Source organism: Lacibacterium aquatile (assembly GCF_042683105.1).
Classification (GTDB): domain Bacteria; phylum Pseudomonadota; class Alphaproteobacteria; order Elsterales; family Elsteraceae; genus Lacibacterium; species Lacibacterium aquatile.
Genome location: NZ_JBHUIP010000012.1, coordinates 332,069 through 345,460, shown reverse-complemented (window position 1 = coordinate 345,460; position 13,392 = coordinate 332,069). Strand labels below are relative to the sequence as shown.

Genomic DNA, 13,392 nt, shown 5'->3' with positions numbered 1-13,392 from the left:
TAAACGCCCTCTGCGCTCGACGCCAGTAACTCATTGTTACGGATTGTTATCGAAAGGTGACGAAGTCCTTATACCACCCCCGCCTCGGCTAGTTTCGCCACCAACCGTTCGACGAGCACCTCCGGTGCCTCCGCTCCGGCTGTCAGCACCAGGTCGGCGGCTTCGGGGCGCTCGTAACCGGCGCTGATTCCGGTGAAGTTGCGGATCGAACCGGAACGGGCCTTGGCATAAAGCCCCTTGGGGTCGCGTGCCTCGCAGATATCCAGCGGCGTGTCGATGAAGACCTCGAAGAAAGGCACGTCACCTGCGATGCGGCGCGCCTCGTCCCGATCACTTTGACGGGGAGAGATGGCGGCGACAAAGACGATCAAGCCCGCATCGGCCATCAGTTTGGCAACCTCGCCCAGGCGCCGGACGTTCTCCGCCCGATCATCGGTTGAAAACCCGAGATCGCGGTTCAGGCCCGTGCGTACATTATCGCCATCCAGCACATAGCAATGCTGGCCGCGCAAGGCGATGGCGGCTTCAGCCAGACCGGCGAGCGTCGATTTGCCTGACCCCGAAAGCCCGGTCAGCCAGACGATAGCTGGGCTTTGCCCCTTGAGGCGCGCGCGATGCTGTCGATCCAGCACGAAGCTGGCCGGAGTTACCTCCGCCTGTCCTTCGGGGGCAAGCGCCATGCCTGCGGCCAGGGTTTCGTTGGTGGCGCGATCGATCAGCAGGAAAGCGCCGGTCGCGCGATTTTCGCCATAGGCATCGAGCGGCACCGGGCGCTCCAACCGCACCTCGACGGTGCCGAGATCATTGACCGACAGAGTGTCCGCCGTGCCTTCGATCAGGTTGGCGAGATCGAGGCGGCCCAGGATTTTCGACAGGCGCGCAGGCACCAGATCGGTGGGGGTGCGCAGCAGCAGGGGGCGGCCCAGGGCGGCCTTATGTTCCCCGAACCAGACCAGGCGGGCGGTGGTGCGTTCGGCCAGGACCGGCAGGCGGGCAGGGTCGGCAATGATGCTACCGCGCGCCGCTTCGATCTCGTCGGAAAAGACCAGGGTGACGGCTTCCTCGGGACCTGCTTCGGGCAGGTCGCCGTCGAAAGTCACGATACGCTCGACCGTGGTTGTCTTGCCGCCGGGGAGCACGGCCACGGTGTCGCCAACCGCCAGCATGCCGCCGCGCACGGTTCCGGCAAAACCCCGGAAGTCGCCGACACGGGTCACACGCTGGACCGGCAGCCGGAAGGAGGTCGGGGCGTGGCGGGTGACGTCGACATCGTTGAGATAGTCCAGCAGCGTCGGCCCTTGATACCAATCCAACTCGGGCGCACGGGTCGCGATGGTAGCGCCGGGCTTGGCGGCCAATGGGATCGCCTGGACTTCCGCGAACCCCAACCGCTGAGCATGCCCCGCGAAATCATCGACGATGGCACGGAAAACCTCGGCCGAATAATCGACCAGATCCATCTTATTGATGGCCAGCACCACGTGGCGGACGCCCATGATGGCCGCGATCCCGGCGTGGCGTCGGGTCTGATCGCGCAACCCCTTGCGAGCATCCACCAGCAGGATGGCGAGGTCCGCGTCGGCGGCGGCGGTCGCCATATTGCGGGTGAACTGCTCGTGTCCCGGCGTATCGGCGATGATGAAGCGCCGCGTCGGCGTCTGCATGGCGCGATAGGCGACATCGATGGTGATGCCCTGTTCGCGCTCGGCTTCCAGCCCATCGACAAGGCGGGAGTAATCGACCACGCCATCGGCGCCGATCAGCCCGGCCCGCTGATCCTCGGCGATATTGCGGGTGTCATGGAGCAGGCGGCCGATCAGGGTCGATTTTCCGTCATCGACCGATCCGCAGGTGAGCAGCCGCAAGGGCGGACGCAGAAACTCGGCCATCAGAAATACCCCTCGGACTTCTTGCGCTCCATCGAGTCCGCACGCTCGCCATCGATCAGGCGGCCCTGGCGTTCGGACCAGCGGGTGGTTTCAAGCTCGTGAATGACGGCGTCTAGATCGGTTGCCGTACTTTCGATAGCGCCGGTCAGCGGATAGCAGCCCAGGGTGCGGAAGCGCACGGTGCGGGTTTCGATCTGCTCGCCGGGTTGCAGGACAAGACGCTCGTCATCGGCCATGATCCAGGTGCCTGCCCGCTGCACGACCGGACGCGGGGCGGCGAAATAGAGCGGCACCACCGGAATGCGCTCATGCTGGATATAGGCCCAGACGTCGCGCTCGGTCCAATTCGACAGCGGGAAGACGCGCATGGTTTCACCCGGCGACAGGCGGGTATTGGCGACACCCCAGGGTTCGGGGCGCTGGGCCTTGGGGTCCCAGCGATGCCCTCTGGAGCGGACAGAGAAGATGCGTTCCTTGGCACGCGACCGCTCCTCGTCCCGCCGCGCCCCGCCGATAGCGGCGTCGGTCTTTAACATGTCGAGCGCCTGCCGCAGCGCCCGGGTCTTCATCATGTCGGTGTAATAGCCGACCGGGTCGCGCTGGGGATCAAGCTTGGCGGCAATGCCTTCCTGATTCGAATGCACCACCAGATCCAACCCGTAATCCGCCACCAGCCTGTCGCGGAAGGAAATCATTTCCCGGAATTTCCAGGTGGTATCCACATGCAGCAGTTTGAAAGGAACCGGGCCGGGGAAAAACGCCTTGCGGGCCAGATGAACCAGAACCGAGCTGTCCTTGCCGACCGAATACATCAGCAGAGGATTGGCGAAGACAGCGGCTGTTTCCCGCAGAATGCCGATGCTTTCCGCTTCAAGCCGGGCGAGATGGGAGGGGAGGCGGGGACGGGCAGGTGCAGTGGTGTCGGCAGTCGCAGGCTGGGCGGTGGATGACATTTTACAGACTCACCCGACTTATTATGAATTTGACATGTTGTTGTGATGGTATATTACGGATACACCAAGCTAACAATGGCAAAAAGAACGGCAGATGGCTGCTATATCAAGATTGCAAGAGTTGGTTCGTGATGAAGATCCGCAGGAAAGCTTGCGTAATGACGCGACTCCAGCGGAGATAATTGCTCATTCAATTACGTTATTAAATCGTGAAAATATCGCGACCGTTTCTTCTTTTGGAACCGAGTCGGCGGTTCTTCTCCATATGGTTGCGTCCGTCGATCCGGCTTTGCCGGTGTTATTTATCGATACCGGCCACCTGTTTCCCGAGACGATTGCCTATCGCGACACATTGGTCGCCCGCCTCGGGCTGACAGATGTACGGACGGTCGCGCCGGATCCCATCGATCTGGTGCGACGGGATGAGGGGGCGGAGCTTTGGTATAGCGATCCCGACGCCTGCTGTGCCCTGCGCAAGGTCGAGCCGTTGGAGCGGGCCTTGGCAGGCTTCAAGGGCTGGATCAATGGCCGTAAGCGATTCCAGGCATCGACCCGCAACGATATTCCGGCAATCGAGCAGGATGGGCCACGCCTGAAGTTCAATCCCCTGAAGGATTGGGATCGCGCAGCGCTACAAGCCTATTTCGAAGCCCATGACTTGCCGCGCCACCCTATGGAAGCGCTCGGCTTCCCGTCTATCGGCTGCATGCCCTGCACCAGCCGCGTCGCCCCCGGCGAAGACCCCCGCGCCGGGCGTTGGCGCGGGAGGACAAAGACAGAATGCGGTATCCACGGTAAAGGGTGATCACCCTTGCTCGGTCAGGGCTTGTATCCAGATTTCAGGAACAAGGGCGGGATCAAGACGGCACCGCGCGGATTTCCCGACGTTTGACGCGGGCATAGGGGCGGGCGCCCGCCATCTGCTTATCCAGCCGGTCGATCCGTGCGTAAAGGCTATAGCTGCGGTCGAGCAGACGGCCGAGATAGGGCGGCAGCGGAACTTCCGAGCGCACCAGGCAGACGCCATGACCGTCCAGACGGTTTTCCGGCTTCAGAGCTTCGTCGTAATCGACCTCGCCCTCGTGAACCGCCCGTTGCAGAAGTAGCCAAGCCATGACCTGGGTCAGGCGCGAGGTAATGCGCATCGCTTCACGGTTCGCCAGCAAGCGCCCTTCGGCGTCCGGCCCGTGCCCTGGATCTCTGGACCCAAGCTCCTTGGCGGCGAGATAATCGCGCGCCTCGACCAGCAGGGTCATTGTTTCGTCGTAGGTACCCGAGAAATAAAACGTCCCCATAGCAGTCCTCCCCGACCGGAAGGACGAACCCGGCCGCCTGTAGAAGTAGTATGTGGGTGTTCAACGCCAAATGCTAGCCGTTAGGTTCCAGGTTGCGTGTGATAGGAAAAGAATAAGTCGAATCTGCCCCTTAAGCGGGCGGAAACAGCGGGCGCCTGTTGGCAGTCATACCCCGCTTGCGCTATAAGCCGAGGCACGATGCGGACATTCTTTCACCTATGGTTATCTCCGGTTGCACGCAAGATCCGCCTGATCCTTCGTGAGAAGGGGCTGGATTTCGACCCCGTCATCGAACGGGTGTGGGAGCGCCGACCGGAATTCATGGCCCTTAATCCGGCTGCCGAAGTGCCGGTGCTGATCGAGGCCGACGGCCGTGTGCTGTCGGACGGCACCGCGATCCAGGAATATCTGGAAGAGGCCTACCCCGATAAGCCACTGATCTATGGCGACGTGCATCAGCGCGCTGAGATCCGCCGCCTCGTCGGCTGGTTCGACCAGAAGTTCAACCGCGAGGTGACGGCTAATCTGGTCGAGGAAAAGGTCGGCAAGCGCCTGCTCGGCCAGGGCCAACCCAACAGCCAGGCGATGAAGGCCGGTTACGCCAACATCCATTATCACCTGGATTACATCGCCTATCTGATGGATCGTCGCCGCTATCTGGCGGGCGAGGAGTTCAGTCTGGCAGATATCACCGCTGCCACGCACCTCTCGTGCCTCGATTATCTGGGCGATGTGCCCTGGGAAGGCCATGAAGGCGCGCGAGACTGGTACGCCCGTGTCAAATCCCGGCCGAGTTTCCGTCCGTTGTTGGCGGACCGCGTTCCAGGCATTGCGCCGGTCCAGCATTATGACGATCTTGATTTCTAGGCCCTAAGAGAGGGGCCAAGTTCGCGGGTTCAAAGGGAGACTGGGATGAGGCGCGCTGGGAGTCGGATCTGGATCTCGCTGGCTGCCGTATTCGTCGTCATCCTGGGGACCCTGGCTATCGCTCCGCGCTTCGTCGATTGGTCGCAATGGCGCGACGATATCGCGGGGACCGTGGGAACCCTGGCCGGTCGCGCCGTCGCCATCGACGGCGGTGTGCGCCTGACTCTACTGCCCATCCCCTCCCTGGTTGCCGATGGTGTGCGCCTGGGCGAAGCGGCCGGGGGCCGTGCGCCTTATTTCGCCCGTGTCGGTCAGCTGGAAGCCCGCCTGGATCTCGCCCAGCTGCTGGTCGGCAAGATCGCCGTCACCTCCCTGGTCTTCATCAATCCCGAGGTCGATCTGGTCGACCGGCTGGACGGGCTGCTGCCCGATAGCGCCCTGCCGGTTGAACAGGTGCGGTTCGTCGGTGGCAGCCTCGGTCTGCCCTGGTTCGAGGAAGGGGAGCGTCTGACCCGGTTCGATGGCGAGGTGGTCTTCAATGCCGATGGTAAAGGCTGGCGCATTACCGGCGATTTCCATCACCGCTCGCTGCCCTGGCATATAGAGGCGGCCCTTTCCCCCGGCCCCACCAGCGCGCAGCTGGGGGTGCAGCTGGGTGCACGCGGCGGCGGGCCGACGTTGCGTCTGACCGGTCAGGTCAAGACCGATACCGGCGCCTTCAGCGGCCGTCTGCGCGGCGATGGCGACCGCGCGTCCGAGCTGTTCTTCGCCCTCGGCCTGCCTGCGCCTCAGCCCGCCAAAGGCCGTCTCACCCTGGATGCCAAGGTTGAGGGCGATAATGACATCATCCGCCTGGAAGGCCTGACGGCTGCGTTGAGCGACCAGCGCTTCCAGGGCGATATCAAACTCGACTGGACCGGCGAAAATCCGGTGCTGGTGGTGGAGCTGGCCACCTCGCGCCTGGATGTCGAAGCCTGGCAGGTGAACCGCAGCCCGGCGCTGGCCCCGCGCAAAGGCAATATCCGCATTGACGGACGGATCGACGCCAAGGCCGATACCGTCGAATGGAATAATGGCTTCGCCCGCGCTGCCACCTTCAAGGCCGCCTTGTCCGGCGATATCCTGACCGTGACCGAAGCCCATGCCCAGCTGCCCGGCAGCGCGGATGTGGCAGGCAGCGGCACCTTCGACCTCGCCGCGCCCCATGGCTTCACCGCCCGGATCGAAGGGGGTGCCGACGATCCCCGCCCGGCCCTGACCTGGCTGGGCGTCACCCTGCCGATCCCTGAGGGACGCTTGCGCCGGGTGTCTGCCGTGGCGGACCTTAGCGGCGATCAGAGCGCCCTGGATATCCGTGGGATCGATCTGGCCTTCGACGGCAGCCGTCTGACCGGCGATATCTCCTTGCGCCGAGGTGACCGCAAGCAAGCGACATTGGCCCTGCATATCGACCGGCTGAACATCGATGCTTATCTGTCAGCCCCCGATCTCTCAGGACCCGAGCCGTTAGCCTGGATGACTGATTGGGATGGCAGCGCCCGCATCACCGTGGATGCCGCCACTCTCAAGGCTCTGCCCGTTCCTAATATGCGGTTGCAGGCCAAGCTGGACAAGGGTATTGCGACGCTGGAGCGGCTGGAGGGCGGCACGCTCTCGGACGTCTATCTGACCTTGGGCGGCAGCATCGACCGCAGCAAATGGCCGGCCGTTGTCGACCTGCGCGGCGATATCTCGCTGCCTGACACTTATCGTGTCGGTCAACTGCTGGAAATCCCGCTTCCCGGCGTGTTGGGGCGCCCGCTGCCCTTCAAGACCGCTCTGTCGCTCAATGGCCCGGCCAATGCCGCGCGGATCGCGCTGGCTCCCGCCTGGGGCAAAGTGCAGGGGCAGGTGCTGGGGCCGCTGGATCTGATTGCCCGTACCGGCCGGGTGGATGTGGAATTCGATAGCGCCTCCAGCATCGCCGTACTGGCACAGCTGGGCGATATCGCCCGCCGCAATGACGAGATCGATACCCCCGCCAGCCTGCGCGGTGTCTTCAGCTTCGGCCCTGGCCGCTGGGAACTGCGCGAGATCAAGGCCGTGCTGGCCGACCTCGCGGCGAGTGGTCAAGTTGGGCTGCATGAAGGGAAATATATCGGCGGCCTCGGCGTTTCCGCCCTGCATGTCGACGGCTGGGGCGGCCCGCTGACCACTGGGAATGATCTCAACGCCTGGATCAAGGCGCTGCCGGAAAGCCAGATCGCCCTACGCTTCGGGTCCATCGATGCGGGCAATATCGGCATGAATGACGTCTCCGCGACGTTGGAGACGGCACCGGGCACCCTGTCCCTGGGGCAGATCACCGGCAAAAGCTTTGACGGTCAGGGAAGCGGCAAGCTGACCCTGACGGCAGGCGACGAACAGGTGAGCCTCGATGGCGCGCTGGAGATCAAGGACGCCAACCTTGCGACCCTGGGCGGCGTACTATTCCAGGATCCCGAAGTCGCTGGCCGGCTGACCCTGACCGGCACTGCCAAATCGCAGGGCGGTTCGTTGCTCTCGCTTTGGCGTGGGCTCAAAGGCGAGGCGGGATTGTTTGCAGGCGAAGGCAAGCTGCCGGGCTTCGACATCGCCGTCGCGCGCAAGGCCACCGAGGCTGCGGACAACGAGGAACGCAACTCCGCCCTCGTTTTTTCGCTAGGCGGTGGTGTCACCAGCTTCAAGGCGGGCAAGGGGCGAATCGAGATCAATGACGGTGTCGCCCGGTTGCTGCAGTTCGACCTGAGCTTCGATGGCGGCAACGCCCGCTATTCCGGCGCCTGGCCCCTGGCGGGCGGTCCACTGGTCGGGCAGGTGCGCTATGACCTGGATGGTCTGCCGCCCTACGGCTTCCAGGCCGAAGGCCAAAGCGGCCGCTGGAGCCGCCGGGTAGAGCTGCCGAAGTGAACGTTGACCAGCCGGGGTTACAAGCTCGGTAAATTCGCAGCAGAGTATCAGGGGCGCCTATTCAGTCACCTGCAGCTCGACCGTGGCGCCAGCGGGCAGGTTACGGGTTTCACGGTAGAGTGTCCCGGCAAAACCCAGCCACTCCTTCACAGGCCGTACAACGATGTTATCGGGGTCGTAGCTGCCCTCCTTGAACATCGGCATGGTCAGATAGGCGTAGCATTCCCCAGGTCCGGGGATCTTGCCCTCCTGCCGACAATGCTCGATCAGCGGACGCAGCAGCCACAGTTCCTCATCCTCGGTGCAGCCTTCGCGAAACTCGATCTCGGAGGCTGCAATCACCGAAATTCCCCCGGCTCCGATATCGAGCTGATGCACGGCGCCATCGGCATCGGCGAGGAAAACATCGGCGAAGAGATTGGCGCCGAGGATGCGGAAACTCCCCGGCAGCAGATCCGCCCAAGGCTCAATATCCCCGGCGGTGATCTCTGCCTGGAGGAAGTCGTTCGGCTGCATCAGAAAACTCCTATTTGAACCCCTGCAGCAGCATATCTGGTGCTGAGGTGTTGTGCCGTGAAGGGATCAGCCGCCCCAGGGTCAGCGCCTCGGCGCCTGCGCCCTTGAAGCCCATCACGGGTGCCTCGTGCCACTCCTGGCCTATTCTGGTGAAAACCGTGCTGGCATCGGCATTGGCACTGGTCACGAACATCGAGCGCAGCGCTGCGAACGGCAGGCCGAGGGGCAGTTCGCTGGCGAATCCCACCTCCAGGGCGATTTTCTCGCGGGTGAGATCTTTCAAGGCCAGCGTCCCTGAACCGCCGCGTCGGAATTCCAGGGTGAATTTCCGGGTTTCCGGGTCGAAGTGGATGGCTTTCAGATCGACAAAGGGCCGCCCGTCTTCCTCTACCGGGCCGACCAGGAAGCTGGTGCCATAGGCGGTCCAGCCCAGGCGCTTGGGTGGCAGCGGCCGGGCGCGCCAATAGCCGTCCTGCGGATAGAGCACCAGCACCTCCTCGGCCCGTTCGTCGACGCGGGTCCAGAGTTGGAGCAGCTGCAGATCGTGCCATTCCTGGGCGCCGATCTTTACCGGCACATCGGCGGGGCGCCAGAATTTGGCGAAGCGATGCCCCACCAGCTGCCAGCCCTGGCCCTCATAGATCGTCATGCGCAGGGGCTCCGGCCCGCTGGTCGCTTCGGCCTTGAAAGAACAGTCGGTGAAGTCCGGCGCGTAATTATCCTCGACCAGGGTGCCGATGTAGGGCGGGTGCAGTGCCTGGATATCGAAGCGCCTCGCCGGGCCGGACAGCCGCAGATCGACGTTATCTTCCTCGGCGCACAGGGTGGGGCGCGAGTGATTGGCGACCTGCACCTCCAGGGCGAAGGCAGGCAGGGCGATCAGAGCGGCAAGCAAGGGGATGAGGCGGCGCATGTCAGAAAGCCTCACGCCCGCACGCGACGACGTCAAGGCTGCACCCTTGCGGGCCAATTTTTGTCATCCTCCTTAAACACTGTCATCCCGGCCAATGACACCGTCATCCCCCGCTTTATGCGGGGGATCTTCTCCGGGAGCTTGTCCGAGTATTCTGGAGTCTGGGTGGAAACGCCCCCGGAGGAGATGCCCTGGATAAACCAGGGCATGACGACAAGGACGGAACCCCGCTTTCCTTACGACAAACTTACGGTGATTATCTTTTCAAGGCTCCCACCCAAGGGGACCGGAGGGAGTGAACCATGAGCATCTTTGAAACCGGCCTCGACCGGACCCCTGCCAACCATCAGCCGCTGACGCCGATTGGCATGCTCGACTGGGCGGCCGACGTCTTCCCCTCGCGCATTGCGGTCGTGCATGGCGAGGCGTGCTGGACCTACGGCGAGCATCGCGACCGGGTACGGCGGCTGGCATCAGTGCTGAAAGCGAACGGCGTTGCCCTGGGTACCACGGTCGCGGCCATGCTGCCGAATACCCCGCCGATGATCGAGGCGCATTATGCGGTGCCGATGCTGGGCGGCGTGCTGAATACGCTCAATACCCGCCTGGATGCCGCCACCATCGCTTTCCAGCTGCGCCATGGCGAGGCGAAGATTCTACTGACTGATGCTGAGTTCTCTCCCACCATCAAGGCCGCCCTGGCCCTATTGGAGCCGCGGGAGCGCCCGCTGGTCATCGATATCGTCGACCCCCTGGGTAAGCCGGGCGAGCGCCTCGGAACGCTGGATTATGATGATCTCCTGGAAGCAGCGACGCCCGCGACGGGTTGGGAACCGCCTGCCGACGAGTGGCAGGCGATCTGCCTCAACTATACCTCCGGCACCACAGGTAACCCGAAGGGTGTGGTCTATAGCCATCGCGGCGCCTATTTGAATGCCGTCAACAACGTGCTGGTCTGGAGTCTGCCGCGGCACCCGGTCTATCTCTGGACCCTGCCGATGTTCCATTGCAACGGCTGGTGTTTCCCCTGGACCATCACCCTTCAGGCGGGGACCCATGTCTGCCTGCGCAGGGTCGAGGCGGGGGCGGTCTTCCAGGCGATTGCCGACCATAAAGTGTCGCATCTCTGCGGCGCGCCCATTGTGATGAATCTGCTGATCCATGCCACGGAGGCCGAACGCCGTCCGCTGCCCGGCAAGGTCGAACTGATGACCGCCGCCAGCCCGCCGCCCGCTGCCGTCATTGCAGCCATGGAAGCCCAAGGCTTTGCGATTACCCACGTCTATGGCCTGACCGAGGTTTATGGCCCCGCCGTCTTCTGCGCCTGGGAGAGTGCCTGGGACGAGTTGCCGGTCGATGACCGTGCCCGCCTGAAATCCCGTCAGGGGGTTCGCTACCAGCTGCAGCAGGGGCTGATGGTGGCGGACAGTCAGACTTTGGAGCCGGTGCCGCAAGATGGTGAAACCCTGGGCGAGGTTTTCATGCGCGGCAATATCACCATGCGCGGGTATCTCAAGAACCCGGAGGCGACGCGCGAGGCTTTCTCCGGTGGTTGGTTCCATACCGGCGACCTGGGGGTGTGGCACCGCGACGGCTATATCGAGCTCAAAGACCGTGCCAAGGACATCATCATTTCCGGGGGTGAGAATATCTCGACCATCGAGGTGGAAGGCGTGCTCTATCGCCATCCCGCCGTCCTGGAAGCCGCCGTCGTCGCCCGGCCTGATGCCAAATGGGGGGAGACCCCTTGCGCCTTCGTCACCCTTAAGCCGGGGGCTTCGGCAGACGAGCGCGAGATCATCGATTTCTGTCGCCAGCATCTCGCCAGTTACAAGATTCCCAGGACTGTGGTGTTCGGCGATTTGCCGAAGACATCCACCGGGAAGGTGCAGAAATTCCAGCTTCGTGCCACTGCCCGGATCTTGACCGATGAGTCAACGAAGTCTTGACATTCTGTAGTGCCGAAGGTTATGCAACATTCACTTAAGTCCATACGTGGGCTGCCGTTGGCGGCACGCGGGCTGGAGGCAAGTTAATTCAGGTGAGGCTTACCTTGAGGACCGTCTATAACGACGGTCCTTTTTTCTTGTCCGCACGCTGGGGAGCTGGGCTGCGATGCTGATCATCTTCGGTGGCTTGCCGGGTGTCGGGAAAACCACTGTCGCACGGGCGCTTGCTGACGCCTTGGGCGCCTGCTATCTGCGCATCGATACCATCGAGCAGGCCTTGCGCACCTCGGGCGAGTTGCCGGGCGGCGTTACCGCTGCGGGCTACATCACGGCCTATGCGGTGGCGCTGGATAATCTGCGGCTGGGCCGGGTGGTGATTGCCGACAGCGTCAATCCGATTGAGATCACCCGACAAGCTTGGCGCGGGGTGGCTGGAGAAGCTGGCGTACAAGCGCTGGAGGTCGAAATCACCTGCTCCGATCCGACCGAACATCGCCGCCGGGTTGAGACGCGCCTTTCCGACATACCCGGCCTTGTTCAGCCCGACTGGGCAAAAGTGCAGGCGCGGGACTATGAAGATTGGGGCGACCGGCCTCTAAGATTCGACACGGCAGCCGCTCGACCTGAGGAGATCGTTGCAGATCTGCTGGTGCATCCTCTGCTAAGACAGCGCCCCTAAGCCCGCCCGAAGGCCGCTATGCGCTCGCCGGCGGTATCATCCTCGATCCAATGGCGCGACAGGGCGACGATATAGCCCAGCATCACGTCGATGGTTTCGCCATCGCTCGACAGCGGGAAGAGGTAGCGCACGGCCGGATAGGCGACATTGGCGCGCATATTGATGAAATCATGGGTCGTCCGCGTCGGCTTGCGGGTCTGCATGACCTCATCGAACGCCGACAGAAACATGGGCAGACGCGGCCCGACCAGCGCGCTGTCGAGGTTCCGTCCGGTCCAGTTCTCTCCGGTCATGGAGATCAGCTCGTCGCCAATCAGGCGGAAGCGATAGCGCCAGGGGCCGCCGCCCATCGACGCGTCGCTGGTTACATCCACCATATAAAGGCTCGCCAGCAGTCCCGGCGAAAGTCTCTCAGGCCGCAGATCGCGGCGGCTTGCATAAGCACGATCCCCTGCGGCCTGCCGAAGAAACCCGGCCAGCTCTACAGCTTCGTCGTGCCAATCATCAGATGGCAACATTTCAACTTCAGCCCTAGGTCAAAGGACCTCCCCGAGGTGAAGTTTGCACAGAATAGACAAAGAATAAAATTAATTTTTATTCTGATGCGATATCCGCATCATTGTCGGTGGACAAAGTTTCGATCAACCTGACTCCGTGGGTGCCACATAAGGCCCGCAGTTTGGGGGAAGTCAATTGGTCGGTCACAAATACCTGTACTTGTGACAGGTGGCCGATTCGCACGGGTGCGGTGCGGTCCAGTTTGGTCCGGTCGGCCACCAGGATGACCCGGCGGGCGTTCTCGATGATCGCCTGAGCGACGCGCACTTCGCGGTAATCGAAGTCCAGCAGCGCGCCGTCCTCATCGATAGCCGAGGCGCCGATGACGGCGGTATCCACCTTGAACTGCCGGATCAGATCGATGGCGGCGGCGCCGATCACCGCGCCATCGCTTTTGCGCACGGGCCCGCCCGCCACGATCACATCGATCTTGGGGTAGGGGTAGAGCGTCATCGCGACATTGAGGTTGTTGGTGATGACCAGCAGTTCCTGATGGTCGATCAGGGCGCGGGCGACCTCTTCGGTCGTGGTGCCGATATTGATCAGCAGCGAGGTCTTGTCGGAGATCAGTTCGGCGGCAGCGGCGCCGATGGCGCGCTTCTCGTCCGATGCGATCATGCGCCGGGCCTGATAGCCCAAATTCTCGATGCCCGAGGTCAGGATGGCGCCGCCATGGACGCGGGACAGAAGCTTCTGATCGCACAGATCGTTCAGATCCTTGCGGATCGTCTGCGGCGTGACGTCAAACCGGCTGGCGAGGTCTTCCACCGTGACGCGGCCAAGGCTGCGTGCAAGGGCGAGGATCTCTGACTGGCGGGGGGAAACAGGCAGCATGCGCTTGAAAC

The 13,392-nt window shown here is 62.9% G+C and carries 12 protein-coding genes; 5 read left to right on the top strand and 7 right to left on the bottom strand.

The genetic code is table 11. From position 1 onward, the window contains the following. Positions 1–68: 68 nt before the first annotated feature. Together cysC and cysD are read right to left on the bottom strand one after the other, a co-directional pair. Positions 69–1,889, bottom strand: coding sequence for an adenylyl-sulfate kinase (gene cysC / locus ACFSM5_RS13220; protein ID WP_379876900.1), 1,821 nt, complete (start codon positions 1,887–1,889; stop codon positions 69–71). Further along, positions 1,889–2,842 (bottom strand): sulfate adenylyltransferase subunit CysD, encoded by a 954-nt coding sequence (gene cysD / locus ACFSM5_RS13215; RefSeq protein WP_379876899.1) that lies wholly within the window; start codon positions 2,840–2,842, stop codon positions 1,889–1,891. The genes cysC and cysD overlap by 1 nt, the downstream gene beginning before the upstream one ends. 94 nt (positions 2,843–2,936) lie before the next feature. Between cysD and ACFSM5_RS13210 the strand changes: the two genes are divergently transcribed. Then, positions 2,937–3,647: a phosphoadenylyl-sulfate reductase gene (locus ACFSM5_RS13210; protein ID WP_379876898.1), complete on the top strand. Its 711-nt coding sequence runs from the start codon at positions 2,937–2,939 to the stop codon at positions 3,645–3,647. Between the two features lie 52 nt (positions 3,648–3,699). Here ACFSM5_RS13210 and ACFSM5_RS13205 read toward each other — a convergent pair whose 3' ends face one another. After that, positions 3,700–4,137: a DUF1465 family protein gene (locus ACFSM5_RS13205; protein WP_379876897.1), complete on the bottom strand. Its 438-nt coding sequence runs from the start codon at positions 4,135–4,137 to the stop codon at positions 3,700–3,702. Positions 4,138–4,335: 198 nt separating this feature from the next. Between ACFSM5_RS13205 and ACFSM5_RS13200 the strand changes: the two genes are divergently transcribed. Beyond that, on the top strand, positions 4,336–5,004 hold the full coding sequence (locus tag ACFSM5_RS13200) for a glutathione S-transferase family protein (RefSeq protein WP_379876896.1): 669 nt from the start codon (positions 4,336–4,338) through the stop codon (positions 5,002–5,004). Between the two features lie 45 nt (positions 5,005–5,049). Further along, positions 5,050–7,932, top strand: coding sequence for an AsmA family protein (locus tag ACFSM5_RS13195; RefSeq protein ID WP_379876895.1), 2,883 nt, complete (start codon positions 5,050–5,052; stop codon positions 7,930–7,932). A 57-nt stretch (positions 7,933–7,989) separates the two neighbouring features. Here ACFSM5_RS13195 and ACFSM5_RS13190 read toward each other — a convergent pair whose 3' ends face one another. Beyond that, complete coding sequence (locus ACFSM5_RS13190; RefSeq protein ID WP_379876894.1) at positions 7,990–8,448, bottom strand: hypothetical protein; 459 nt, start codon at positions 8,446–8,448, stop codon at positions 7,990–7,992. A 10-nt stretch (positions 8,449–8,458) separates the two neighbouring features. Next, positions 8,459–9,361 (bottom strand): hypothetical protein, encoded by a 903-nt coding sequence (locus ACFSM5_RS13185; protein WP_379876893.1) that lies wholly within the window; start codon positions 9,359–9,361, stop codon positions 8,459–8,461. A 302-nt stretch (positions 9,362–9,663) separates the two neighbouring features. Between ACFSM5_RS13185 and ACFSM5_RS13180 the strand changes: the two genes are divergently transcribed. Both ACFSM5_RS13180 and ACFSM5_RS13175 read left to right on the top strand, forming a co-directional pair. Continuing rightward, the gene (locus tag ACFSM5_RS13180; protein WP_379876892.1) at positions 9,664–11,310 is read left to right on the top strand and encodes an acyl-CoA synthetase; all 1,647 of its coding nucleotides are present in this window, start codon (positions 9,664–9,666) and stop codon (positions 11,308–11,310) included. A 166-nt stretch (positions 11,311–11,476) separates the two neighbouring features. Beyond that, positions 11,477–11,989 carry a P-loop nucleotide/nucleoside kinase family protein gene (locus ACFSM5_RS13175; RefSeq protein ID WP_379876891.1) on the top strand — a complete coding sequence of 171 codons (513 nt, stop codon included), beginning with the start codon at positions 11,477–11,479 and terminating at the stop codon, positions 11,987–11,989. On the opposite strand, the gene ACFSM5_RS13170 is transcribed toward ACFSM5_RS13175, so the two are convergent. Both ACFSM5_RS13170 and ACFSM5_RS13165 read right to left on the bottom strand, forming a co-directional pair. Further along, positions 11,986–12,507: a PAS domain-containing protein gene (locus tag ACFSM5_RS13170; RefSeq protein WP_379876890.1), complete on the bottom strand. Its 522-nt coding sequence runs from the start codon at positions 12,505–12,507 to the stop codon at positions 11,986–11,988. The genes ACFSM5_RS13175 and ACFSM5_RS13170 overlap by 4 nt on opposite strands. A gap of 76 nt (positions 12,508–12,583) precedes the next feature. Then, positions 12,584–13,381, bottom strand: coding sequence for a DeoR/GlpR family DNA-binding transcription regulator (locus tag ACFSM5_RS13165; RefSeq protein WP_465261248.1), 798 nt, complete (start codon positions 13,379–13,381; stop codon positions 12,584–12,586). Between the last annotated feature and the right edge of the window lie 11 nt (positions 13,382–13,392).